16 protein-coding genes and 1 tRNA gene are annotated in these 25,441 nt (G+C 70.5%); 10 read left to right on the top strand and 7 right to left on the bottom strand.

Annotated features, from left to right (window positions below; translation table 11 throughout):
- The first annotated feature begins 95 nt into the window (after window positions 1–95).
- The 5 genes from EER30_RS04840 (at window position 96) to rlmB (ending at window position 7,100) form a co-directional block, all read left to right on the top strand.
- A complete protein-coding gene (locus EER30_RS04840) occupies window positions 96–1,883 on the top strand; it encodes an AfsR/SARP family transcriptional regulator (RefSeq protein ID WP_127498600.1) in 1,788 nt (595 codons plus the stop codon).
- Window positions 1,765–3,087: a tetratricopeptide repeat protein gene (locus EER30_RS04835; RefSeq protein WP_164842225.1), complete on the top strand. Its 1,323-nt coding sequence runs from the start codon at window positions 1,765–1,767 to the stop codon at window positions 3,085–3,087. The genes EER30_RS04840 and EER30_RS04835 overlap by 119 nt, the downstream gene beginning before the upstream one ends.
- Complete coding sequence (locus tag EER30_RS04830; protein ID WP_127498596.1) at window positions 3,084–4,481, top strand: class II fumarate hydratase; 1,398 nt, start codon at window positions 3,084–3,086, stop codon at window positions 4,479–4,481. The genes EER30_RS04835 and EER30_RS04830 overlap by 4 nt, the downstream gene beginning before the upstream one ends.
- A gap of 88 nt (window positions 4,482–4,569) precedes the next feature.
- Window positions 4,570–5,982, top strand: coding sequence for a cysteine--tRNA ligase (gene cysS / locus EER30_RS04825; RefSeq protein ID WP_127498594.1), 1,413 nt, complete (start codon window positions 4,570–4,572; stop codon window positions 5,980–5,982).
- Window positions 5,982–7,100: a 23S rRNA (guanosine(2251)-2'-O)-methyltransferase RlmB gene (rlmB, locus tag EER30_RS04820; protein ID WP_127498592.1), complete on the top strand. Its 1,119-nt coding sequence runs from the start codon at window positions 5,982–5,984 to the stop codon at window positions 7,098–7,100. The genes cysS and rlmB overlap by 1 nt, the downstream gene beginning before the upstream one ends.
- Here rlmB and EER30_RS04815 read toward each other — a convergent pair.
- The 4 genes from EER30_RS04815 to EER30_RS04795 form a co-directional block, all read right to left on the bottom strand.
- Window positions 7,094–8,344 (bottom strand): outer membrane protein assembly factor BamB family protein, encoded by a 1,251-nt coding sequence (locus tag EER30_RS04815; RefSeq protein WP_127498590.1) that lies wholly within the window; start codon window positions 8,342–8,344, stop codon window positions 7,094–7,096. The two genes, rlmB and EER30_RS04815, sit on opposite strands and share 7 nt — an antisense overlap.
- A gap of 21 nt (window positions 8,345–8,365) precedes the next feature.
- Window positions 8,366–10,213 (bottom strand): serine/threonine-protein kinase, encoded by a 1,848-nt coding sequence (locus EER30_RS04810; protein ID WP_255436406.1) that lies wholly within the window; start codon window positions 10,211–10,213, stop codon window positions 8,366–8,368.
- Window positions 10,214–10,233: 20 nt separating this feature from the next.
- Window positions 10,234–10,458, bottom strand: a complete 225-nt coding sequence (locus EER30_RS04805) for a hypothetical protein (RefSeq protein WP_127498587.1) — start codon at window positions 10,456–10,458, stop codon at window positions 10,234–10,236.
- Between the two features lie 403 nt (window positions 10,459–10,861).
- Window positions 10,862–10,935 (bottom strand) — tRNA-Thr (locus EER30_RS04795).
- Window positions 10,936–11,074: 139 nt separating this feature from the next.
- Here EER30_RS04795 and EER30_RS04790 point away from each other — a divergent pair.
- Entirely contained in the window at window positions 11,075–12,160 is a 1,086-nt protein-coding gene (locus EER30_RS04790) for an ABC transporter ATP-binding protein (RefSeq protein ID WP_127499362.1), read from the top strand.
- A gap of 54 nt (window positions 12,161–12,214) precedes the next feature.
- Here the strand turns inward: EER30_RS04790 and EER30_RS04785 are convergent, their stop codons facing one another.
- Window positions 12,215–14,914: an Hsp70 family protein gene (locus tag EER30_RS04785; protein ID WP_164842223.1), complete on the bottom strand. Its 2,700-nt coding sequence runs from the start codon at window positions 14,912–14,914 to the stop codon at window positions 12,215–12,217.
- 103 nt (window positions 14,915–15,017) lie between these two features.
- On the opposite strand from EER30_RS04785, the gene EER30_RS04780 reads away from it, so the two are divergent.
- Complete coding sequence (locus tag EER30_RS04780) at window positions 15,018–16,202, top strand: low temperature requirement protein A (protein ID WP_240669750.1); 1,185 nt, start codon at window positions 15,018–15,020, stop codon at window positions 16,200–16,202.
- 275 nt (window positions 16,203–16,477) lie between these two features.
- Window positions 16,478–19,717 carry a S8 family serine peptidase gene (locus tag EER30_RS04775; RefSeq protein WP_432417518.1) on the top strand — a complete coding sequence of 1,080 codons (3,240 nt, stop codon included), beginning with the start codon at window positions 16,478–16,480 and terminating at the stop codon, window positions 19,715–19,717.
- Between the two features lie 154 nt (window positions 19,718–19,871).
- On the opposite strand, the gene EER30_RS04770 is transcribed toward EER30_RS04775, so the two are convergent.
- Window positions 19,872–20,834, bottom strand: coding sequence for a hypothetical protein (locus tag EER30_RS04770; RefSeq protein ID WP_127498581.1), 963 nt, complete (start codon window positions 20,832–20,834; stop codon window positions 19,872–19,874).
- Window positions 20,835–20,936: 102 nt separating this feature from the next.
- On the opposite strand from EER30_RS04770, the gene EER30_RS04765 reads away from it, so the two are divergent.
- A complete protein-coding gene (locus tag EER30_RS04765; RefSeq protein WP_127498579.1) occupies window positions 20,937–22,709 on the top strand; it encodes a potassium channel family protein in 1,773 nt (590 codons plus the stop codon).
- Here EER30_RS04765 and EER30_RS04760 read toward each other — a convergent pair.
- Window positions 22,680–23,906, bottom strand: a complete 1,227-nt coding sequence (locus EER30_RS04760) for a DUF4032 domain-containing protein (protein ID WP_127498577.1) — start codon at window positions 23,904–23,906, stop codon at window positions 22,680–22,682. The genes EER30_RS04765 and EER30_RS04760 overlap by 30 nt on opposite strands.
- A 117-nt stretch (window positions 23,907–24,023) precedes the next feature.
- Here EER30_RS04760 and EER30_RS04755 point away from each other — a divergent pair, with 117 nt between their 5' ends.
- A complete protein-coding gene (locus EER30_RS04755; RefSeq protein ID WP_127498575.1) occupies window positions 24,024–25,439 on the top strand; it encodes a trypsin-like serine peptidase in 1,416 nt (471 codons plus the stop codon).
- The last annotated feature ends 2 nt before the right edge of the window (window positions 25,440–25,441 follow it).

Genomic DNA, 25,441 nt, shown 5'->3' with positions numbered 1-25,441 from the left:
CGCTGGGGAAAAGTCTGGCGCATCGCGCTGTCGTTCCACTGTCATTCCGCTCTCGTCACGTCGAGTAGGCTCAATGTGTCTGAGAGGTGGGGCGCATGCGCTATCGCATCCTCGGGCCACTGACCGTCACCGTCGACGGACAGAGCGTCGCCATCACGGCAGGCCGTGATCGCATCGTGCTGGCCATGCTTCTTCTGCACGCCGGTCGCGTGCTGGGTGTCGGTGCGCTCGCGGACGCGGTCTGGGGCGCTGACCCGCCGGCCACCGCGCGCGGCCAGCTTCAGTCCTGTGTGTCCCGTCTGCGCCGCTCCCTGCCCCCCGACGTGATCCACAGTGATCCCGCGGGTTACAGCCTCACGCCGGGCCCGGGCGAACTGGATTCGGCCGAGTTCGCCCGCCTGATCGCCGAGGCCCGGGAGCGACACGACCCGGCCCTCTACCGGCGTGCGCTCGACCTGTGGCGCGGAGACGCCGCGGCGGGTATCGACGCTCATGGCGTACGCCTCGCCGCCGCCACCCTCGACCAGCAGCACGTCGCCGCCCTCGAGGCCTGGGCCGAACTCGAACTGGCCGCCGGCCGGGCGAACGACCTGATCGGCGATCTGTCCGCCGCGGTCGACCGGTTCCCGCTGCAGGAGAGGCTGAGCGGCCAGTTCATGCGGGCGCTGCACCGTTGCGGCCGGCAGGCCGAGGCCCTCGCCGAATATCGGCGGGTGCGTTCCGCGCTGCGCGAGGAACTCGGCCTCGACCCGGGTCACGAGCTGCAAGAACTGCACACCGGAATCCTGGCCGGCACGGTCGGGACGAGGCCGTCGGAGCCCGTGCCGCCGCCCGCCCCGATTCGGTGCATGCCCCGGACGGTCGGTGACTTCACCGGCCGGGTCGAACTGGTACGCCGTATGGTCACCGCGATCGACGAGGCCGGCACGGGCGGCCCGGTGGTCGCCGTCGTCGACGGCATGGCCGGCAGCGGCAAGACCACGCTGGCCCTGCACGTGGCCGCCCTGCTCGGTGACCGTTACCCCGACGCTCATCTCTTCGTCGACCTGCAGGGCCACAGCGCCGAGCAGCCGCTGGAGCCGTCCGCCGCCCTGCTCATCCTGTTGCGGCAGCTCGGCGTCGACTTCGAGCTGCCCGCGAACCTGATCGACCGGATCAGCCTGTGGCGCACCGAGCTGGCCAAACGTCGCACGCTGGTGCTCTTCGACAACGCGGCCTCCAGCGCGCAGGTGGCCGACCTGCTGCCGACCGCGCCCGGAAGCCTTGCCCTGGTGACCAGCCGGCGCCGGCTGGCCGGCCTCGACGGCGTCCATCCCGAATCGTTGTCCGTGCTCAACGCCGACGAGGCCGTCACGCTGCTGGCCCGCATCGCCGGTCCCCGCATCTGGGCCGAGCCGGAGGCCGCGGTCCAGGTGGTGCGCCGGTGCGGCGGGCTGCCGCTGGCGATCCGGCTGGCCGGGGCGCGGCTGGCCCACCGGCCCCGCTGGCAGGTGTCCGACCTGCCAGCGGCGGCTCGGCGACTCGGCGCTGCCCGAACTGGCGGCCGAGGAACGCTCGGTGGCGAACGCCTTCGCGGTCTCCTACCGCCAACTGCCCGAGAGCGTCCGTACGATGTTCCGCCTGCTCGGCCTGTGCCCGGCGAACGAGTTCGACGCGCTCAGTGCGGCAGCGCTCAGCGGCCGGCCCCTGGAGGACGCCCGGGACGCGCTCGACGACCTCGTCGACGTACACCTGATCGACGAGCCGGAAGCGGGCGTCTACCGGATGCACGACCTGCTGCGGGAGTACGCCGCCACGCTGGCCGCCGACATTCCGCCCGGCGAACGGGTCGAGGCGCTGCACGCGATTCTCGACCTCCAACTCCACGCGGCGGCCGACAGTAATCTCCCGGTCTACCGGAAGGCAGCCCTCCGGGACATCGGCGTACGCGACCCGTTGAGGCCCGACCTGGTCGCCGCGGTGGCCGATCCGGTCGCCCGGCTGGAGCGGGAACGGCCCTACCTGGTGGCCTATGTGGACGCCGCGGCGGCCGTGCCCGAGCTGAGGGCGTACGCCTGGCAGCTGCCCCGGGCCGCGTGGCGCCAGCTCTTCATGCGCGGCTATCTCGACGACATCTACCTGCTGAACCAGCGCGCATTGGCGGTGCTCGAACGCACCGGTGACCGCGCGGCCACCGCGACCGTGCTCAATTATCTGGCGTCGGTCCACTACCGCCACGGCCGATTCGACGAGGCGATCCGCATCCTGGAGCGGTGCATCGCGCTGCGCCGCGAGCTGCCCGATCGTGACTCCCTCGCGCGGGCCATGTCGAACCTGGCGGGCCTGCTCTACGAGACGGGACGATGGAAGCGGTCCATCGCGGTCGCGCAGGAGGTGCGCCGGTTCGGCGGGGCGCAGTACGGCCGCGACGAAATGAACGTGATGGCCCACAGCTACCACCGCCTCGGCCGGTACCGGGAAGCGTTGCGGTGCCATCGGCTGCGTCTCATGGCCCAACTCGACATCCGCGACCCCACCCGGCTGGGCGACACCCTGTTGAACATCGCGGTGATCAAGTACCACCTCGGCCTGGTCAGCCTGGAAACGGCGATCCGGCAGGCACGCACGGCGCTGCGGCCCATCCTGCGGGTCGACTATCGCTACGGCCAGGGCTACGCGCTGCACGAGCTCGCGCAGCTCCTGGCGGCCGACGGCCAGTTCCGCGAGGCGATCGCCGCACACCTGCGAGCCATCGAGATCGCCCAGGACCTGGCGAACCTCGACCAGGAGCGGAAACTCACCCACGGCTTCGCGAAAACCTTGGCGCTGGTCGGCGACGAGACGGCCGCCCGCGCGATGTTCGAGCGGTCACTCCGGCTGGCCGAGAAGACGCAGCTCCCGTACGCGATCGCCCTGTCCCAAGGCTCGCTCGGCGCATGCCTGATCACCGACGATCCGGAAGAGGCCCGGCGGCTGCTCGAACTGGCCCGCACCGGTCTGGCCGCCGTCGACGCACCCGAACTGCGCGACGCCGAGAACGCTCTGGCCGCGCTGGGTGGCGTGGATCATCTGCGCGCGGGCGCGGTCGGAGAGACGATGGTGCGGTGACTACAGACCAGAGCGGATACCGCGTCGAGAAAGACACGATGGGTGAGGTCCGGGTGCCGGCCGACGCCCTGTGGCGGGCCCAGACCCAGCGCGCGGTCGAGAACTTCCCCATCTCGGGACGCGGCCTCGAGCCCATCCACATCAAGGCGCTGGCCCAGATCAAGGGGGCCGCCGCGCTGGTGAACGCCCAGCTCGGCGTGCTCGACGACGACCTGGCCCAGGCCATCGCGAAGGCCGCCGCGCACGTGGCCGACGGCGGCTACGACGACCAGTTCCCGATCGACGTCTTCCAGACCGGTTCGGGTACGTCGTCCAACATGAACGCCAACGAGGTGATCGCGACCCTCGCGGCCCGCGAGCTGGGCCGGCCGGTCCACCCGAACGACCACGTCAACGCGTCGCAGTCGAGCAACGACGTCTTCCCCTCGTCGATCCACCTGGCCGCCACCGAGGCGATCACCGCCTCGCTGATCCCGGCCCTGCAGCATCTCGGCGCGGCCCTGCAGGCGAAGTCGTCCGAATGGGCGTCGGTGGTCAAGAGCGGCCGTACGCACCTGATGGACGCCACACCCGTCACGCTCGGCCAAGAGTTCTCCGGGTACGCCCGGCAGGTCGCCAACGGCATCGAACGGCTCGACGCCACCCTGCCGCGCCTGGGCGAGCTGCCGCTGGGTGGCACCGCGGTCGGCACCGGCGTGAACACCCCGCCCGGCTTCGCGCCCGCGGTCATCGAGCGGCTGCGCGAGAGCACCGGCCTGCCGATCACCGAGGCCCGCGACCACTTCGAGGCCCAGGGCGCCCGCGACGCGCTGGTCGAGGCGTCCGGCCAGCTCAAGGTGATCGCCGTCGGCCTATACAAGATCGTGAACGACATCCGCTGGATGGGCTCCGGCCCGCGCGCCGGCCTGCGCGAGCTGCGCCTGCCCGACCTGCAGCCCGGCTCGTCGATCATGCCCGGCAAGGTGAACCCGGTCGTGCCCGAGGCGGTGCGGCAGGTCTGCGCCCAGGTGATCGGCAACGACACCACGGTCTCGTTCGCCGGCTCGCAGGGCGACTTCGAGCTCAATGTGATGCTGCCGGTGATGGCCCGCAACCTGCTCGAGTCGATCCGGCTGCTGGCCAACGCGGCGCGGCTGCTCGCCGACCGCTGCATCGCCGGGCTCGAGCCGAACGTCGAGGTCGCCCTGGCGTACGCGGAAGGCTCGCCCTCGATCGTGACGCCGCTGAACCGGTACCTCGGCTACGACGAGGCCGCCGCGATCGCCAAGGCCGCCCTCGCCTCGAACCGCACGATCCGCGAGGTCGTCATCGAGCGAGGCCACCTGGCCAACGGCACCCTGACCGAACAGCAGCTGGACGAAGCCCTGGACGTCCTGCGCATGACCCGCCCCTAGGGGCTTGTGGACAACCTGTGGATAACCGCCTTGCCGGGTCGCTCGGGCGGGGCGGTTATCGGGTTTGCCGGGCCGGTACCCTTGTCAGGTGAGCTTGCGCTTGTACGACACCGCGACCCGATCGGTCCGGGACTTCGTCCCGATGACGCCCGGCAAGGTCGGTATCTACCTGTGTGGGCTCACCGTGCAGTCCACGCCGCATATCGGTCACCTGCGCTCGGCGGTGAACTACGACGTGCTGCGCCGCTGGCTGCTGCACACCAACTACGACGTCACGTTCATCCGCAACGTGACCGACGTCGATGACAAGATCATTGAGAAGTCGGTGACCACCGGCCGGCCGTTCTGGGCGCTCGCCTACGAGAACCGCCGCGTGCTCGACGCCGACTACCGCGCTCTCAACGTCATCCCGCCGACCTACGAGCCCCTCGCGACCGGCCACATCCCCGAGATGCACGAGCTGATCGCCGAGCTGATCCGCCGCGACAACGCCTACCCGGCCGCCGGTGGCTCGGGCGACGTCTACTTCGACGTGCAGTCCTATCCGGAATACGGCGCTCTCTCGGGTCAGAACCCCGACGACATGCGCCCGCCGAGCGACGGCGGCGAGCCCGACAAGCGCGACTACCGCGACTTCGCCCTCTGGAAGGGCCTGAAGGACGACGAGCCGGTCGAGGCGTCGTGGCCGTCGCCGTGGGGCCGCGGCCGTCCGGGCTGGCACATCGAGTGCTCGGCCATGGCCCGGCGCTACCTCGGCGACGAGTTCGACATTCACGGCGGCGGGCTCGACCTGACCTTCCCGCACCACGAGAACGAGATCGCCCAGTCCCGTTCGGCCGGCCTGAAATTCGCCCGCCACTGGGTGCACCACGCGCTGCTCAACCTCGGCGAGTCCAAGATGAGCAAGTCGCTGGGCAACGTGATCGACATCGATTCGGTGCGCGAGCAGGGCATTCGCCCGGCTGAGCTGCGCTACTACCTCGGCACGCCCCACTACCGCTCGCGCATCGACTATTCCGACGAGGCGCTGGGCGAGGCCGCCGTGGCCTACCGCCGCATCGAGAGCTTCGTGCAGCGGGCCGTCGAGATCGTGGGGCCGGGCCGCCCCAAGGACGTGCCGCCGGCTTTCGCCGCGGCGATGAACGACGACGTCAACACGTCGGCCGCGCTGGCCGTCGTGCACGACTTCGTCCGTGAGGGCAACACCGCGCTGGCCGCCTCCGACGAGGCCGGCATCCGCGGAGCGCTGACCGCCGTGCGGGCGATGCTAGGCGTGCTCGGCCTCGACCCGCTCGACGAGGTCTGGACCGGCGGGGCGAGGCAGAGCGACCTCAAGCCGGTCGTCGACTCGCTGGTCAAGCTCGCGCTCGAGCAGCGGTCGCAGGCGCGGACACGTAAGGACTGGGCGGCGGCCGACTCGGTCCGCGACCAGCTCAAGAATGCGGGAGTTCAGGTGGAGGACACTCCGGCCGGGCCGCGCTGGACGGTAGGAGAGCACTGATGCCAGGAAATTCGCGAAACGCCAGCAAGCGGGTCGTCAACAAAAAGGGCGCCGCGATGGGGTCGGGCGGCAAGAACCGCGCCGGGCTCAAGGGCCGGGGCAAGACCCTGCCGGCCGACGAGCGCCCGTGGCACAAGGGCTACTCCGGCACCGAGAAGCTGCCCGAGAAGACCGCCCGCAAGCAGGAGAAAGAGCGTAAAGCCGCGGCCGCCGAGGGCCGTGCGCCCAAGATCGGCCAGCCCGGCACCAAGGACACCACCTGGGGTCGCGGCGGTGGCGGGGCCTACGGCCGGCAGACGCCGCAGCGCGGCCGGTCCAGTGTGCGCGGCGGTCCGCGGGTGGCGCCCGGTCGCCGCTCCAACCCCACCCGGGAAGGTCCCGAGCTGCTGCTCGGCCGCAACCCGGTGGTCGAGGCGCTCCGGGCCGGAGTGCCGGCCACGGCCCTCTACGTGGCCCAGGGCATCGACATCGACGAGCGTGTCGCCGAGATCGTCCGCACCGCGGGCGACAAGGGCCTGCCCATCCTCGAGATCGGCCGCAACGAGCTCGACCGGATGACCGGCGGCGTCCTGCACCAGGGCATCGGCCTGCAGGTCCCGCCGTTCGCCTACGAGGACTTCGACGACCTGGTCGCCGCCGCCCTCGAGCAGACCGCCCCGCTGCTGGTCGCGCTCGACGGCGTGACCGACCCGCGCAACGTCGGCGCGGTCATCCGCTCGGTGGCCGCGTTCGGTGGCCACGGCGTCTTCATGACCGAGCGTCGTGCGGCCGGCATCACCGCGACCGCCTGGCGCACCAGCGCGGGCGCGGCCGCCCGGGTGCCCGTCTCCCAGGTGGTCAACCTGACCCGGGCCATCAAGACCGCCCAGCAGGCCGGCTTCACCGCGATCGGCCTCGACGCCGACGGCGAGACCGACCTCTACAACCTCGAGGCCGCGGTCGGTCCGCTGCTCGTCGTGGTCGGCTCCGAGGGCCGGGGCCTGTCCCGTCTCGTCGGCGAGACCTGTGACCTGCGGGTGAGCATCCCGATGGCCACCGACGTGGAGTCGCTCAACGCGAGCGTCGCCGCCGCGGTGACCCTGGCCGAGGTGTCGCGCCGCCGCACGTACGGTCAGTGATAGGCGCGTAGAACGGCGCCCTCGCTGACATAGAGCCACCCGCCCGCGATCACGGGCGGGTGGTCCTGGTTGGTGGCCGCGACCTTCGCCGTACGGGTTGTGCCCGTGGCCGCGTCGGCAACGGTCAGCGGGCCGCGATAGCCCGACGCGGCGTAGACGAGGCCGCCCGCGCGCACAGCCTGACCGGCCACCTGCGGCGTGTGCACGGAGTAGAGCTTGCGGCCGGTCCTCGCGTCGAGGGCGACCACGCTGCGGTCGTGGTTGGTGAAGAGGCGGTGCCGGTCGGCGCTGACCTTGGCCGAATGCCGCGTCGTGGTCCAGAGCAGCCGTCCGGTCGCCGCGTCGACGGCGCTCAGCCCGGGCCCGTCAATGTAGAAGCGGGTGCCGTCCGGGTCGGCGCCGACCGCGAACCAGTTCGCCTTCGTGGCCCACAACGTCTTGTTCGTGGCGATGTCGACCGCCCGCGCGCCCCCGTCGGCCTGCCGCAGCAGCACCCGCCCACCCGCGGAGACCAGCCCGTCACCACGTTCGCCCCGGCGCAGCCAGTGCAGCTTGCCGTCCCGCAGCCGGAACGCGACCGTCGAGGCGAGCCCGTCCTGATTGGTGTCGAGCACCGCGAAACCACGGTCGAGGCGCAGGTCGTAGCTGAACTTGCGAAGGCCCGCGCTCCACAGTTCCAAGCCCGAGACCAGGTTGTACGCGGTGAGGTTGCTCTGAAAGCCCGCCGAGATCGCGCAGGCCGAGGACAGGACGATCAGCTTGCGGTCGTGAATCGCGAGGCGGCCCACGGTGGTCGAGGGCAGGTCGACGTGCCAGCGGCGGGCGCCGGTCGTGGGGTCGTAGGCGCCGAGGCCACCCGGGTCGGAGGTGAACAGCTTCCCGCCGGCGAGTACCGGCGCGGCGCTGGTCGCACAGTTGGACTTCGAGCGGGTGGGGAGCGTCCAGCGCTGGGTGACGCCGGCGATCGTCTTCGCGTTCAGCCGTTTCTCGGCATTGTTGTAGTGAGTGTTGCCCGGGCCGAAGCCCGGCTGGGGCCACTCGGCGCCTTTGGCGAGGGCTTCGGCGCGGGTGCTGCCTGTGGCTTTCGTGAGAGCGGCTGTGGCGGCTTTCGCGGGAACGGCTGCGGCGGCTCTCGCAGGGGTTGCGGTGGCTCTCGCGGGGCCGGCTGCGGCGGCTTTCGCGGCGGCGGCCGGGGCGGGTAGCAACACCAGGGCGGCCACCGCCGCGTACAACTTGATCTTCATGCCGTGATCAACGGGCCGCGCTCAGGAGTAGATGCGCAGCGCGTCGATCATGCCCAGGGTCGTGCCCTTGTTGACGATCTTGATGGTGTGCTTCCCTCGCGCGAGCCCGCTGCGCCGGAAGACCACCTGCTGCACCTCGCGCGGAGGGCCGGCCTTCAGATTCACCGTCTGCTGGAAGGCGCCGTCCAGGTAGACGTCGACCTTGCCCTCGTCGGGGTTGAGCTCGCTGAGATAGTCGACGCCGGTGCCGGTGAACTCGTAGGAGGCGCTGGCGCCGTCGATCATCGTGCAGGAGATGTCGTTCTCGTGATCACCGAGGCCCCGATTGCCGAAGAGGGACCACTTGCCGCCGGCGAAGGACAACTCGGTGTTGTTGACCATCGTGGTCGTGGGCGCGCGGCGGGGAGCGGTCGTCTTGACGGCGGGCGGGGTCGTCGTCGCCTTCACGGGCTCACCCGGGACGGCGGTGCTGGTGGAGCTGGGCTTCACCGTGGCCGACGGCGGGGCCGGCTTTCCGCTGACCGGGGGAGCCGCGACCCGCGAAGCGCTGCCCGCGCGGGGTTTGACCGACGGCGGCACGGACTGGCTCGCGGTGCTGACCGGCGCGCTGACCAGAGCGTCGGCGGGTTGGTCCTCGCCGGAGAGGGCCTGAATCGCGACGATGCCGCCGGCCACGAGCGCGGCCGCGACTGCCGCCCAGATCGCGCCGCGTCGTGCCGGGCGAGAGGCGGCGGCCTCCGGTCGGGTCGGGGTTGCCGCCGGCGCGGCTTCAATCGGGTCGGGCGCGGTCAATCCGGGCTGAGGCGTGCCGGGCTGGGGCGTACTGGGCTTAGGTGTACTGAGCTGGGACGTGCTGGTTGGGGCGGGATGGGGTGTGGCCGGGCTCGGCGGTTTCGCACCCGGGGAAGAAGGGCTCGTCCCAGCGGGGTAGGGCGCGGTTGGCCCGTGAGGCGCAGCGGCCGGAGCGGGTGGGCCGGGAATCGAGTCGGCCGTCGCCGGGCGGAACGCGGGCGCGGCCGCGGCCGGAGCAGCGGGTTCGGCTACCGCGCGCAACAGGCGTTCGGCCTCGACGGCATCGGCTCGCTCGGCCGGGTTCTTGCGGAGCAGTGCCTCGATGACCGGGTGAAGCGGTCCCGCTTTCTTCGGGATCGGTGGCGGCTCGACCATCAGCGCGGCGAGGGTCGCCATCGGCGACGACCGTACGTAAGGGGGCTCTCCCTCGACGGCGGTGAACAGGACCGCGCCCAGGGACCACAGGTCACCCTTCGCGTCGGCGGGTTCGTCGGCGGCCCGTTCCGGAGCGAGGTAGGCCGGGGAGCCGATCACAATGCCCGTACGGGTCATGGTCGCGTCCCCGACCAGCGTGGCCAGCCCGAAGTCAGTCAGCACGACCCGGCCGTCGCTGGCCAGAAGCACGTTCGCGGGTTTCACGTCCCGGTGCAGGATGCCGACGCGGTGGGCCGCCGTGAGCGCGGCCAGAACGTCGAGCCCGACCTTGGCCGCCTGCTGCGGGGTCATCGGCCCGTCGTCGATGAGCACCTCGAACAGCGAGCGCGAAGGAACGAGCTCCATGATGATCCAGGGAGCGCCGTCCTTCTCGACGACATCGAAGATGCGTACGACGTTGGGGTGGTTGATCTGCGCGATGGCGCGGGCCTCACGGATCGCCCTCTCCCGCAGGTCACCGAGCTCGGTCCGGCTCATCCCGCCCGGAGTGATCTCCTTGACCGCCACGTCGCGCCCGAGCAGCTCGTCCCGCGCACGCCACACGCGACCCATGCCGCCCTCCCCGAGCGGAGCTACCAGTCGGTAACGTGAGACAAGGGACTCGTGTGGTATCTGAGACACGCCGCGCACTGTAACGATCATGGTTCTTGTCGCAGGCCCAGTCATAGTGCCTGGTTGCGGCGTTCATCATCCGCCAGCGGATCACTTAACCGTTCCTGCTCGCGAAACACCATCACCACCCACAGCCCGCTTTGCCAGATTTGCAGAAGTTTTGTCCTGATCTCCAAGGCGGAAAAGAACGACCCACGCGCCTGCGCGCCCGACCCGGGCGTCGATCCAGGGCCAGAGACGTGGGCCAAGGCCCAGATCCGCGCCGGTGCGTCCACCCCGAGAGGCACCGAAGGAGACCCGACCGGTGCCGCCAACGAGGACCTAGACCAGGCGGGCAGGAAGGACCGAGACCCTGGCGGGCAGGAAGGGCCGGTGGGCCGGGAGTGGCCGGTAGCCCGGATGCGGCCCGTGGGCCTGGATGCGGCCCGTGGGCCTGGATGCGGCCCGTGGGCCTGGATGCGGCCCGTGGGCCCGGAAGCGGCCCGTGGGCCCGGATGCGGCCCGTGGGCCCGGATGCGGCCCGTGGGCCCGGAAGCGGCCCGTGGGCCCGAAGGGCCTTCCACAGCAACCGCTTCCCCAGCGCAACCACCGTAACGTGGGGGTCTGGGGGCTCGGCCCCCAGGGAGGAATGCGAGGAAGCCAGGTCTGCGCACTCCGCAGACAAAGGGCTCCCTGACGAGCCCCCGGTCGGGATCGAACCGACGACCTCCCGTTTACAAGACGGGTGCTCTGGCCAGCTGAGCTACAGGGGCGGGCAGGGGCCAGCATAACGGCTGTGAAGTTGTTGGGCTTCCTTGGCATGTCGTGGAAAAAGATTTACGTTTACGGGGCTGTTCCTCCACTCGGATCGTCCGGCACGTTCCTGCCGGTGGAAAGGAAGTCTGTTTCAGCATGGCTACCGTTACTTATGACAAGGCGTCGCGCATCTACCCGGGGTCTGAGCGCCCGGCGGTCAACGAGTTGAATCTCGAGATCGGTGACGGAGAGTTCCTTGTTCTGGTCGGCCCTTCCGGTTGTGGTAAGTCCACCAGCCTGCGCATGCTCGCGGGTCTGGAGGATGTCGACCGTGGCCGCATCCTGATCTCGGGCAAGGACGTCACGAATCTCCCGCCGAAGTCGCGTGACATCGCGATGGTGTTCCAGAACTACGCGCTGTACCCGCACATGTCGGTGTACGAGAACATGGCGTTCGCTCTGAAGCTGCGTAAGACTTCGAAGGCCGAGATCGACCGTCGGGTGAAGGAGGCCGCGGCTCTTCTGCAGCTCGACGAGTACCTGTCGCGTAAGCCGAAGGCGCTCTCGGGTGGTCAGCGGCAGCGTGTCGCGATGGGCCGCGCGATTGTGCGTGAGCCGCAGGTGTTCCTCATGGATGAGCCGCTGTCGAACCTTGACGCGAAGCTGCGTGTCCAGACCCGTTCGCAGATTGCGACGCTGCAGGCCAAGCTGGGTGTCACGACCGTCTATGTGACCCACGACCAGGTCGAGGCCATGACGATGGGGCACCGGGTGGCGGTCATGCTCGATGGTGTTCTGCAGCAGGTCGACACTCCGCGGGCGCTTTACGACACCCCTGGCAACGTGTTCGTCGCCGGTTTCATGGGTTCGCCGGCCATGAACATCAAGACTGTTCCGCTGACTGATTCGGGCGCGAACTTCGGGGTGTTCCACCTGCCGTTGAGCCGGGAGCAGGTCGCGGGCGCGAAGAACGACGGTGGCAACGTCACCGTCGGTTTCCGGCCGGAGGCCGCGAACATCGTGTCGGATTCCGAGGGCGCGCTGCCGATCGTCGTCGACCTGGTCGAGGACCTCGGTTCGGACGCGAACGTTTACGGTCACGCCGACCTGGCCGGCACGCAGGAGCGGTTCGTGGTGCGCACCGAGCGCCGCACGATGCCGAACATGGGTGAGACCGTGTTCATCAAGCCGCAGGCGAACGCGCTGCACGTCTTCCACGCGGAGACCGGCGCTCGCATCTGAACGACTGAGTAGTACAGCCGGGCGGTTTCCCTTTGGGGAGGCCGCCCGGCTTTGTCATCCGGCGTATTTGATGAGGACGAAGTCTTTGTCGGCGGCGCAGGCCAGGTGGGTCGCGTTCCACGAGCAGCTTTCGGTCTGGATGCCGGCGAGCGGGCCGAGTTGCACGGGGTCGTCGCCGAGGTGGCGGCCGGCGAGGGCGGGGTCGTCGGCGTACCCGGCAAACGGTTTGCTGAATTCGAGTATGTTGCCGGCGTCGAGGCGGGCGGCGGCGGCTTTGCGGGACCACAGTTCGGCGCCGTTCGCGTCGATCAGCCGGGTGGTGTTGGAGTAGGTGACGAGGACGGCCTCGCCGACGGGGATCAGTTTGTCGGCTGACGGGGCGGCGGCCTGCCACAGTCGTTTGTTCTCGGCGACGTCGACCGCGACCACTCTGGCTTGTTCGTCGCCGTAGCCGGTGCCTTCGATCATGCAGACCCGGTTGTCGCCGCAGGGGGTGAGGCCGGTGAGGCGGGCGGTCGCCGACTGGGCGGTGTAGGCGATGGCGTCGCCGTCGAGGTTGTCGAGGCCGTACGTGACGATGCGGTGGATGTCTTCGGAGCCGCGCACGATGAGGCGGCCGTTGTGGGCGATCACTTCGTCGTCGGGGCGGGCCACGTTGGGGCGGGAGGCGAGCACCTTGCCGGTGTTCGCGTCGATCACGCGGGCGCCGCGGTCGCCGCCGATCTGCACGAGGCGGGGGTCGTCGCCCAGGTCGGGGGCGAGGGGCCGCCCGGTGGGGGTGGCCGGGCCGCCCAGGTCGGTGGGGGTGGTCACAGCGACGACGGCGGGTGGTGTGGAGCCTTCGGGGTCGGGCATCCGCCATTTCTGTTCGCCGGTGCCGACGTCGAGGCCGAGGAGTTGTTTGCCGGTGCGGTCGGCCACCACGGCGGAGTCGCCGACGAAGTAGACGAGGTCGTTGCGCTTGAGGGTGCGTTGCCAGAGTTTGTCGCCGCGGTCGGCGCCGAGGACGATCAGCTGGCTGCTGTCGGTGCCGGTGTCGGTTTCGCTGAACAGGGCGACGCCGCCGGGCAGGGCGACCATCGACTGCCAGCGCTGGGCGGTGCCGATGTCGGCGTTGGTCCAGGCCGGTTTGGTCGACCCGGTGTCGATGGCGACGACGCCGACCCGGCCGCTGTCGTAGTCGGCGCTGCCCAGGTAGGCACGGTCGCCGCGGACGACGGCGTCTTTCCAGGCTGAGCCGAGGGGGACGGCCGGGGTGACGCGGACCGGTTCGCCCAGCGTCTGATAGTCGAGGGCCGGATATTTGGGCCAGAAGGCCCAGGTCAGGCCGGCCCCGGCGAACACTGCGGCGGCGGTGATCGCCGCGCTCGCGACGAGCCACAGGCGACGGTTGCGGCGCGGCTCGGCCGGGCGGGGGGTGTCGGAGGCCAGCCAGGGCTCGGCGCTGGGCGGGCCGTAGGAGCCCGGTCCGGCCGAGCTGGGCAGGGCACCGGATGCCTCGGCCCACGGGTCGACCGGCTCGGCGTAGTGCCGATCATCGGCGGGGGCCGGGGCCGGGGCGGCCGGGGAAACGGGAACGCCGGTCGTCGGGCCGAACAGCGAATCAGCGGACGCGGCGGCGGTGTGCGGCCCCGAGGCGGACGCGGCGGCGGTGTGCGACCCCGGCATGGGGTCGGAGGCGGGGGGCAGGGTGGCTCCTTCGGCGACCGGCAGTTCGGGCTGTTCGAGCACGGTCGGCGCGATGCCCAGCTCGGCGTGCAGCAGCCGGGCCACGAGCGGGATGCGCGACGAGCCGCCCACCAGGAACAGCCCGGCGAGTTCGGCGGGCTTCAATCCGGCCGCCTCGATTACCGCGGCGGCTTCGGACACGCCTCGGCGTACGAGGGGATCGGCTGCGGCCTCGAGCTCTTCGCGGGTCAGGTGCACCGCGTGTTCGACGCCGGGCACCGCGATCGGGGCGAACGAGCTGCGGGACAGCATCTCTTTGGCGCCGCGGACGTCTTCCCAGAATTGGCGCCGTGCCCGCCACTGGGCCAGCGACACCGGCTCGGTGAGCGTGCGCCACGCCTCGGGCTCGGACCCGGCCAGCGACTTGCCCAGGTGTTCGGCGAGGGCGGCGTCGACGTCGAGCCCGCCGAGGTCGTCGGCGCCGCCGGACGCGGTGACCGAGAACGCCGCGCCGGGGCCGTCGTGGCGCACCACGGCGATGTCGAGGGTGCCGCCGCCGAGGTCGAAGACGGCCAGTGAGCGGCCGACCGGCAGCGGCCGGCGCAGCACCTCGGCGAAGTAGCGCGCGGCCGCGACCGGCTCGGGCAGCAGGGCCGTCTCGGGTGGCCACCCGGCTTTGCCCAGCGCCTCGGTCAGCACGGCTCGGCGGGGCGCGCCCCACGAGGCGGGATAGGTGACGGTGGCCGGCGGCAGGAAACCGGTGGTGGCCACGGCTTCGCGGGCGACCTCGGTGAGCAGGGCGGCGAGCAGGTCGGCGACCGGCACGGTCGCGCCGTCGCCGAGCATCACCAGGTCGTCGTCGATGTGGCGTTTCGGGTGCGGCTCGAGGCGGCCGGGGTCGGCGTGGCCGAGCCGGATCGCGTCGGCGCCGACGTGCAGGCGGCCGGAGATGTCGAGGTGGACCGCCGACGGCAGCAGGGGACGCCCGTCGAACAGCAGCGGCCTGGTGCGCCCGTCGGGGCGGCGCAGCATGGCCACGGTGTGCGAGGTCCCCAGATCGACGCCGAGCACGAAGCCTTCGGTCACGCGCGTCATGCTACGACCTGCGTACGACGTCAGCGTGGCGCCCCGGCGGCGTTGCGTGATCGGGCTCGCTGCGCCCGGGCCGCGTACGGGATCTGATGTGTTCGTGACCAGTCCGTACCGCCGCTGGCTGACTCCGATGCGCGCCCGTTCGTCCGATGAGCCGCACCGGGTGTCGACGCCGCTCGAGCTCTTCTTCGATCTCTGTTTCGTGGTCGCCGTGTCCCAGGCCGCGCTGCCGCTGCATCACTCGATCGCCGAGGGGGAGGTGCTGGACGGCGTACGCGGCTTTCTGCTGGTCTTCTTCTCGATCTGGTGGGCGTGGATGAACTTCACCTGGTTCGCTTCCGCCTACGACACCGACGACGACGTCTATCGCCTCACCACGCTGGTGCAGATCGTCGGTGCGCTGGTGCTGGCGGCCGGTGTCGAGGAGGCGTTCGATCACACGAACTTCACTGTCATCACGATCGGGTACGTCATCATGCGCCTGGCCACGGTCGGGCAGTGGCTGCGCGCGGCCCGGGCCGATCCGCAGCGTCGTGCGACCGCCATGCGCTACGCGATCGGGGTGAGCGCCGTCCAGGTGCTCTGGTTGCTGCGGCTGCTGGTGCCCGACGAACCGGCGACGATGCTGCCCGTCTTCGTCGCCCTCGCGCTGCTCGAACTGGCCGTGCCGATCTGGGCTGAACGGGCACCCGGCGGTCCGACCACCTATCACCCGCACCACATCGCCGAGCGGTACGGTCTGTTCACCCTCATCGTGCTGGGTGAGTCGGTGATGGCGGCGACGATCGCGGTGCAGGCCGGCTTCGGCCCGGACATCATGCACGAGGCCGCGCTGATCCGTCTCGCGATCGCCGGCGTGATCATCGTCTTCGCCCTGTGGTGGATCTACTTCGCCAAGAACGCGGGGGACATGCTGAATTCGCTGCGAACGTCGCTGCTGTGGGGTTACGGCCACTACTTCATCTTCGCGGCGGCCGCGGCGGTCGGGGCGGGCCTCGCGGTGCGGGTCGACTTCGTCGCGCATGATGCCGAGATCTCGACGACCCTGGCGTCGTACGCGATCGCTGTGCCGGTGGCCGTCTACCTGTTCTTCGTATGGCTGCTGCATCTGCGCCCCGAGCGCAACGGCTTCTTCCGGTTCGTGCCGCCGGGGATCGTCGTGCTGGTGTTGCTGACCCCGCTCGTGCCGGCGTCGATCGAGTTGATCGCCGTTCTACTCGTCGGGCTGGTGACTGTCCACATCACACTCGGGCGGAAAAGTTCTGCCCGATCGGACAGGTGACCGCATGATCGCCGAGCGTGTGGATCGTACGGGACAAATGCTTTCGCATGCGTCGATACGGCTGCGGATGGCGTGACCTGCGGTAACCCGCGCGAAATGATGCGTCGAACCTAATGTCACGGGCAAGTCACAACGTCATCGACCGTAGTGACTTCTATCCCGATCAATCGGAAGATCCGGAGAATGCGCCCAGTGAACCCCCGCTGGGCGCCTTCCTTCCGGAGGACCCGTACGTGAGACAACAATCCACATGGGGCCGGCGAACGTTCACCTCAGTGCTGGCCGTCGGTGTTGCCGCCGGCGCGTCGCTGAGCAGCGCGCTCCCGGCCTCGGCGGCACCCGGCGCGGCCCCGTCCGTTCTCAACGCGGCCGAGAACCCCGCCACCCCCAAGGAGGCGCCGGCCGACACCCTCGGCGCGCACGACGCCGAGTTGCTGGCCCAGGCCGAAGCAGCCAACAAGAAGTACGTCACGGTCATCGTCGCCACCGAGGACGGTAAGGCCGCCGACGTCGCCGCCAAGATCAAGGGACTCGGAGGCGTCGTCACCCGGCGCTTCGACCAGATCGGCTACGTGCTCGCGTCGGTGCCGATCGGCAAGGTGCTCGCGGCGGCCAACCTCGCCGGCATCACCGCCGTCGACCTCGAAGAGACGATCAAACTGCCGGAGACCGGCGTTCAGCGCGACAAGCACGGCCAGCAGCCCAAGCCGCTCGCCGCGCCCGGCCCGAAGACGCCCGCCGCGAACCCGTACATGCCGACCGACGAGACCGGCTCGGTGGACTTCAAGAAGAAGAACCCGAAGTACGACGGTCGCGGCATCACGATCGGCATCATGGACTCCGGTGTGGACATCGACCACCCGGCCCTCGCGAAGACCACCACCGGCGAGCGCAAGATCGTCGACTGGGTTACCGCGACCGACCCGCTGCTCGAGGGCGACGGCTCGTGGCGCGCGATGCTCACCGCCGTGTCCGGCCCCACCTTCACGTACGCGGGTGGTAGCTGGAAGGCCCCGGCCGGCAACTGGCGGATCAACCGCTTCAGCGAGACGGTCACCACCGAATCGGACGCCGCCGGTGACGTCAACCGCGACGGCGACGCGACCGACACGTGGGGCATCCTCTACGACCCGAACAGTCACGACATCCGGGTCGACACCAACCAGAACCTCGACTTCACCGACGACGCCGTCATGCGGCCGTACAAGGAGAAGTTCGACATCGGCCACTTCGGCACCGACAACGCCGCCACCGCGGTGGTCGAGCGCATGCCGTTCGTCGTCGAGTACCGCGAGGACGTCGACCTCACGCCGGCCGGTCTGCCCGGTCAGCTGGCCGACTTCGTCAGCATCGGCATCCCGGAGAGCCTGCACGCGTCACACGTGGCCGGCATCGCCGCGGGCAACGACCTGTTCGGCAACGCGGCCTTCGACGGTCAGGCGCCCGGCGCCAAGATCGTCTCGTCGCGGGCCTGCTCGTGGGGCGGCGGCTGCACCAACGCCGCGCTGACCACCGGCATGGCCGACCTGGTCATCAACCGTGGCGTGGACGTGATCAACATGTCGATCGGCGGCCTCCCGTCGCTGAACGACGGCAACGGCGCCCAGGCCCAGCTCTACAACGCGCTGATCAGCAAGTACGGCGTACAGATGTTCATCTCGGCCGGCAACAGCGGCCCGGGCGTGAACACCCTGGGTGAGCCGTCGGGCGCCTCCCAGGTCGTCAGCGTCGCGGCCAGCATCTCCGACGACACGTGGAAGTCGAACTACGGCGCGGAGACCCGCAAGCCGCTGCAGCTCTTCCCGTTCTCGTCGCGCGGCCCGCGTGAGGACGGCGGCTTCAAGCCGAACATCGCCGCGCCCGGCTCGGCGGTCTCGCTGTCGCCGACCTGGGAAGAGGTTCCCGGCCTGGCCACCGTGCCGTACGTGCTGCCCCCGGGCTACTCGATGCAGAACGGCACCTCGATGGCCTCGCCGCAGGCCGCCGGTGGCGCCGCGCTGCTGCTGTCGGCCGCCAAGGCCAACAAGCTCAAGGTCAGCGCGCCGGCGCTGCGCCGCGCGATCTACTCGACCGCCGACCTGATCGACGGCGAGCAGGTCAACGAGCAGGGCTACGGCCAGCTGAACGTGCCGGACGCATGGAAGCTGCTGACCAAGAAGTCGCCCGTCCGTGACTACAAGTCGTCGGCCGCGGTCTGCACGCCGCTGTCCGACCTGCTGGCCACCCCCGGCCAGGGCGAGGGCATCTACAACCGGTGCGCCGCCTCGGCCGGTGGCTTCAAGCCCGGCCAGGTGAAGGTCCAGACGATCAAGCTGACCCGCACCAGCGGCCCGAACTACCCGGTGCTGCACACGCTGTCGTGGATCGGCGATCGCTCGTCGTTCGTCTCGTCGCCGCTGGTCGCGCTGCCGCTGAACAAGACGGTCAGCGTGCCGGTCGTGGTGCGGGCCTCTTCGGGAGTCGCCAGCGCTCTGCTGAAGGTTGACGACCCGTCGACCCCGGCGATCGACTTCGAGGTGCTCAACACGGTCGTCACCGGCGTCGACACCAAGAAACCGTCGTACGCCACCTCGTGGTCGGGCAAGGTCGACCGCAACTCGACCACGTCGTTCTACGTCACCGTTCCCGAGGGCACCAAGGCGCTGCAGGTGGACCTGTCCGGCATCACCGCCGGTCAGCAGACCCGCTTCGTCGCGATCAACCCGTGGGGCGTCCCGGTGGACAGCACCGCCAGCTCGGACTGCTACACGAACTACTCCAACGAGGCGGTCTGCAAGCCGTCGGAGCGGTCGTACGAGAACCCGATCCCCGGCATCTGGGAGCTCGAGGTCGAGGCCCGGCGCACGTCGCCGATCCTCAGCAACCCGTTCAAGCTCGACGCGAAGATCCAGGGCGTCGCGCTGACCCCCGAGACGATCACCCTGCCGAGCGTCGCGGTCAACCAGCCCACCCCGGTGAGCTTCGCCGTGAAGAACAGCTTCGGCCCGGTCACGGTGTCGCCGCAGGGCGGCCCGCTCGGCAGCGCCGACCGGCAGCGTCCGACCATCGAGGACGGTGGCTCGCAGGAGTACGAGTTCGTCGTGCCGGCCGGTTCGAACCGGCTGGACGTGGCGATCGGCAACCCGGCCGACGCCACGGCTGACCTGGACCTGTCGCTCTACCGCGACGGCGTGCTGGTCGGACAGGACGCGGACGGCGACTCGGAGGAGTCGATCTCGCTGACGAACCCGACGGCCGGCACCTACACGGCCGTGGTGGACGGCTACGCGGTGCCCGCCGGCACCACGGCGTACGACTACCTCGACATCTTCTTCAGCCCGGCGCTCGGCTCGGTCTCCGTGGCGGCGACGTCGTCGACGCTGGCCAACGGCGCGTCGACGACGGTCAACGGGACGGTGACGGCGCTGGCCGTGCCGCCCGCGGGCCGTTCGCTGTCGGGTGAGGTGGCGATCGTGACGAACGAGGGCGCGGTCGTCGGCCGCGGCCCGATCGTGATCTCGTCGGTCACTCCGTAGTAGCTAGGCGAAAAGGCCCGTCCGGCGTGGTGCCGGGCGGGCCTTTTGCTTTGATCGGGCCCCGCCATCCCAAACCCCCTCCCACCCGGGGCACGGGTGAGCCTAGCGGCGACGGGAGCAGGGAAACGGAGTTGTCCACAGGGTCCAGGGGCGACTAGCGGTATTGCTCGTCGACGCCGGCCACCGGGCGGCCCTCGGAGGAGAACGGGCGGTCCTCGACGGTGTCGTCGTCGACCGGCTCCTCATGCAGACGCGGGTCCTCGGGGGTCTCGACCGGGTGCGACTTGGCCGGCTTGGCCTTGGTCGGCTTGGCCGGCTTGTCCTGCGCGGGCTGCTCGGCGACGGGCGCGGGCGCGGCCGGCTCGGATGCGGCGGGCTCGGATGCGGCAGGCTCGGAACCTGCGGCCGGAGCCGCCGCCGAACCGTTCAGGGCCGCGGGCAGGATCGCCATGCCGCCGGCGGGCAGGCCGGACAGGTCCGGGCCGTCGCCGGCCGGGGGCGTGCGCGGCGACTCGTTGGCCGGGAGCAGCCCGCCGAGCCCGCCGAGCAGTGGCAGCCCGCCGTCGAACATCTCGGCCTGGCGCATTGTGGGCCGCTGGCCGAAGCTGCGGGTCTGGCCGCTGGGCAGCAGGTCGCCGAGCAGCGGCAGTGAACGGTCGCCGAGCAGCGGCAGGTCCCGCACCGGCAGCCCCTGCACGGGCAGCCCTTGCACCGGCAGCCCCTGACCGGACAGGCCGGACAGGCCGGGCAGGCCGGACGAGCCCGGCACGCCCGGTAGCAGCGTCCGGGGCCGGCGCACCACGGAGGCCGCGGGCGGCTGCGGCCGGTGGTCGGTGGCCGACTCGCCGGGCAGCAGGGGGTTCAGGTCGGGGCTGTTCTGGCCGGCCGAGAACTGGGCCACGGGGCTGCGTCCCAGCGGGGTGTCACTGAGGGTGCTGTACTGGAGCGGGTTGTCCACATTGAGCCCGTTGCTCTGACCCAGCAGGTCGGCGAGCCGCGCGTCGGCCTGCTGAGCAGCGACGTCGGCGCCGGGCAGCACGTCGGCCTGCGCGGGGGCGGCTCCGAACAGGACGATTCCGCCGGCGATCGCCGCTCCGGCATACCTCAACTTGCGCACTGTTCTCCTCCAGGAAAGCTATCCGCCCGAATTAGGACGAAACGCGTCGGATGGGGCAACGAGCGGCGCGCCTGACGGGTTCCGGCTGACTACGATCGCGACGTGGCTTCGGATCCTCAGAAGGACGGCGTACGGCGTTCCCTGGTCGCCCGTCTGCGTGAGCGAACCGCCGACCCGCGTCCCCATTTCGTGGTCTACGGTTCCGACGCGCTGGTCTTCACGCTCGCCGACGAGCTGGCCGATTCCGGCCGCCTGCGCATCACCGTCATCACGCCGCCCGACCTGCGCCCGGCCGTGCCCGACCTGTCCCTGCTGCGCGCCCGCGGGGTCAAGGTGATCACCGCCGCCCGCATCGATGAGCGCACCTTCCGCGACGCGGGTCTGGCCGGGGCCGCCGCGCTGGCCCTGGTCATGCCCGACGACGTGGCCAACCTGCACGCGGCCCTGTGCGCCCGCGCCGTCGAGGGTGACCTGCGCCTGGTCATCCGCATGTTCACCACCGGTCTGGCCTCCGGGGTGCGCCGCCTGTTCGCCGACTGCGCGGTGCTCTCCGACGCGGCCATGGCCGCTCCCGCCTTCGTGGCCGCCGCGTTGGGCGAGGTCGCTCCGACCCATTTCCGGTACGCGGCCCGCACCCTTCACGTGGCCAAGCGCGCCGACGTCCCCGAGACGGCGGCGTTGCTCACTCTGGCCATGTCGAACGGCGTCGTGCTGCCCGCCGAGCCGGAACCGGATGATCGCCGGCCCACCGATCTGGTGCTCGCCGAGGCGACCGGCCGCCCGGCGGCCCAGGCGGTGACCGCGCTCCGCCTGGCCCGGGCCGGTCGTCGCCGCCGTCCGTGGTTGTCGATCGGCCGGGCGTTGCGGGCCGGCCTCACCCGCAAGCTCGGCGTCGCCGTCCTCGTCGCGCTGGCGCTGACCGCGGTCTCCGGCGCCCTGCTGACCCACTTCATCGGGGCCGAGGGACCCTGGCAGTCGATCTACATCACGCTGCTGACGATGGTCGGCTCGTCCGATGTGGAACCGCAGAACACCCCGGCCGCCCAGGCCGCCCAGCTCGTGCTGACGATCGCGGGCGTCGCCCTGATCCCGTTGATCACCGCGGCGGTGGTCGACGGTGTGGTCAAGACTCGGCTGGCCCTCGACCGCGGCGAGACCCTCAAGGTCCATACCGGTCACATCGTGCTGGTCGGGCTGGGTACGGTCGGCACTCGCGTGCTGCGCCAGCTCGTCGATCTCGGCCTCGACGTGGTCGCCGTCGACCGCGACCCCAACGCGCGTGGCGTCAAGGTGGCCGAGTCGCTCGGCGTCCCGGTGATCGAGGGCGACGCCGCTCGGGAGCGGACGCTGCGTTCAGCCTCGATCGACCACTGCCAGGCGCTGGTCGTGGTCTCGACCGACGACGCGGTCAACCTGCAGGCGGCGCTGCACGCGCGGGCCGCGCGCGAGGACATCCGGGTGGTGCTGCGGCTGTTCGACGACGACTTCGCCCGCCGCGTCCAGACCGCCTTCAACATCAACATTTCGCGCAGCGTCTCGCGGCTCTGCGCGCCCGCGTTCGCCGCCGCCATGATCGAGCGCGAGATGCTCGCCACGATCCCGGTCGAGCGGCACGCGCTGCTGGTGGCGGCCGTGCGGGTGCAGCCCGGCTCGCCGCTCGACGGCGCCGCGCTGGGCGGCGCCGACCGGGTCGAGAGCGTCCGCGTGATCGGAATGACGGCGGCCGGCTCGGAGTGGGTCGACTGGCTGCCCGACTCCCGGCGGGTGGTCGCCGCGGGCGACGAGATCGTGGTGGTGGCCCGCCGGGCCGGCCTGCGCGCGCTGCGCGAACGAGTGACCTCGAGGTCAGACCTCGACGCCGTCGCCGGCCAGTGAGCTGACCTCGACGCCGAGCACGGCCTGCTCGTCGGGCTTCTTGGCCAGCACGTCGGTGAGATAGGACTGCACCGCGGCGGCCATGCCGACGTCGCGCTGGGCCCGCTCGGAGAGCAGCCATTTGTGCTGGATGACCTGGGTGAAGATCTCCTGCGGTTCGAGCTTGCGCCGTAGGTCGGGCGGCACGGCCCGGACGACCGGTTCGAAGACCTCGGTCAGCCAGCGGTGGGCGGCCTGCTGTTCGTCGGTGAGCAGGCTCTCGGCCCGGTACGTGTCGAGGTCGTTGAGCAGCTGGCGGGCCTGGTTCTCCTCGGCGTCGAGCCCGGTCAGGCGCAGCAGGCGGCGCGTGTGATAGCCGGCGTCGACGACCTTCGGGCGTACGCGATAGCCGCTGTCCACGGTGGACATGTCGACCTCGGCCACGTCGAAGCCCATCTCGTTGAGCCGGCGGATGCGCCGCTCGATGTCGTGCCGGGCCTCGCGGGGAACCTCCTGCTCGTAGGTGACCTCGTGCCACAGCCGCTCGTAGCGGGCGACGATGTCGTCGACGACCGACTCGGGGTCGATCGCCTCGTGCAGCAACTCGGCCGCTTGCAGGTCGAGCAGCTCGCCGAAGATGTTCAGCCGAAGAATCTCGATGTCTTCGAGGCGCTGGCCCTCGGAGAGTTTCGGGTAGAGGTTGCCGGTCTCGGCGTCGACCAGGTAGGCCGCGAAGGCGCCCGCGTCACGGCGGAAGAGCGTGTTGGACAGTGAACAGTCGCCCCACGAGAAACCGGTGAGGTGCATGCGCACGATGAGGGCGGCCAGCGCGTCGAGCAGGCGGTTGAGCGTGTCGGGCCGCAGCACGTGTGAAAAGAGTGCGCGGTAGGGCAGCGAGAACTGCAGGTGGCGCGTGATCAGCACGGTTTCCAGCGGTTCACCGTCGGCGTCCTCGCGGTCGAAGACGATCGCGACCGCCTCGACGGCCGGGAAGTCGATGCGTTCCAGCGCGCGCAGGAGGTCGTACTCCTTTTCGGCGATCCGTTCGCGGGTCTCCTTCAACGCGTAGACCACGTCGTTGAGCTTCACGAACCGCACGATGTGACGCGAGATGCCCTGCGGCAGGGCGACCAGGCGATCGGCCGGCCACTCCTCGAGCGGGACACCCCACGGCAGATCCAGCAGCGCCGGGTCGACGAGGGCGGAAGTGATGCGCACCGAACCAGTGTGCACGCTCCGCCCCGCGCGTCGCTGCCGCAGGTGGCTCGTTACACAGGTACGAGAACGCCTGATTAGTACATATGTCCCTGATATGACGAGAAGGGCGGGTTCCCTGTGCCCCCAAAGCGTAAGGCAGGCATAGCGATCGGGGCCTGCGCCGCCCTGGTGCTGGCGGGCGCGGCCGGGGCGAGCGCCTGGCACGCCGCCGGCCAGAACGGAAAAACGGTCGGTACCTGGCTGGAGGCCCCGGCGATCGGACGCACACCGGTCGCGGCTGAACAGCTCGGAAATCGCGCCAGCGTGCCACCGGGAGCGCCCGGAACAGCGAAATCGGCGTCACCGGCTCCGCCGCCCGACTCCCCGCAACCGACGACCGCGCAACCCAGCACCCAGCAGAGCGCACCCGAGGCGGGCAGCGAGCAGCGTCCGCTCGAATCGGGCAGTGCCAGCGGCCGCCAGCAGGTCGGCGAGCTGCTCAGCGTGCACAAACTGCTCGGCTACCTCGGTGGCCGGCCCAAGAAGGAGACGTTCCGCTATCCCGGCGCGTCCTATGTGAAGTTGCACTTCTCGCGGATGGCTCTGCTGCCGGGTGACTACGTCACCGTGGCGAACGCGGACGGCACCGAGGAGCATCGGTACGAGGCCGGGGAAGCCGAGGACGGCCGCTGGGCCATGTCGGTGACCGGCGACACGGCCGTGCTCGAAGTGCACCGCGGTGCCGAAGATCTGCTCGGGCTGGGCGATCTCGTCGGCTCGCTCGGCGTGGACGTCGACCGGGTGGCGCGCGGCTTCAGCCGTACCGAGCAGCGCCGTCAACCCGAGAAGCAGCTCACCGCGCCGGGCCGAACCGGACGTGAGGAGTCGGTGTGCGGTGCGGACACGTCGGCCGACGCCGCCTGTTACCGATCGAGCGACCCGACGGCGTACGTGAAATCGAAGGCCATCGCGCGGCTGCTGATCAACGGCACCGAGCTCTGCACGGGCTGGCGGGTCGGCGCGCAGAACCGCATGCTCACCAACAACCACTGTTTCACCAACTCGGCGCAGGCCTACGACACCGAGGTCTGGTTCAACTACCAATGCGCGAAATGCGGCGGGTACGACGTTTACCAGCCGACGAAGGTTTGGGGCGCCCAGGTCCTGGCCACCGACAAGACGTACGACTACACGCTGTTCTCGGTCGACAAGTTCGAGTCGGTGCGCAAGTTCGGCTACCTGACGCTGGACACGAAGCGTCCGGCCAAGAACCAGGAGCTCTACGTTCCGCAGCACCCCGCGGGCGAGCCCACGAGGATCGCCGGGTCGCGCGGTGACCAGGCGGGTAACTGCGCGGTGACCAACCCCGGTTACGACGGGTACGCGCCCGGCTCCGACGTGGCGTACTTCTGCGACACCGAGGGCGGCTCGTCCGGTTCGCCCGTGCTGTCGCGTTCGACCGACAAGGTGGTGGCCCTGCATCACTTCGGCGGCTGCCCCAACTCGGGGGTTCGTGGCGACCTGCTTGCCGCCAAGCTCGCCAAGTACCTCTAACT

It is taken from the genome of Actinoplanes solisilvae, assembly GCF_003999975.1.
Classification (GTDB): Bacteria; Actinomycetota; Actinomycetes; order Mycobacteriales; family Micromonosporaceae; genus Actinoplanes; species Actinoplanes solisilvae.
Note: the sequence above shows the minus strand (reverse complement) of the source record. Positions and strands in the feature narration are given on the sequence as shown.

Coding starts and splice junctions, on each gene's coding strand:
- EER30_RS04840 (WP_127498600.1), top strand. CDS start 96: ATGCGCTATCGCATCCTCGGGCCACTGACCGTCACCGTCGACGGACAG.
- EER30_RS04790 (WP_127499362.1), top strand. CDS start 11,075: ATGGCTACCGTTACTTATGACAAGGCGTCGCGCATCTACCCGGGGTCT.
- rlmB (WP_127498592.1), top strand. CDS start 5,982: ATGCCAGGAAATTCGCGAAACGCCAGCAAGCGGGTCGTCAACAAAAAG.
- EER30_RS04815 (WP_127498590.1), bottom strand. CDS start 8,344: ATGAAGATCAAGTTGTACGCGGCGGTGGCCGCCCTGGTGTTGCTACCC.
- EER30_RS04810 (WP_255436406.1), bottom strand. CDS start 10,213: ATGATCGTTACAGTGCGCGGCGTGTCTCAGATACCACACGAGTCCCTT.
- EER30_RS04835 (WP_164842225.1), top strand. CDS start 1,765: ATGCACGACCTGCTGCGGGAGTACGCCGCCACGCTGGCCGCCGACATT.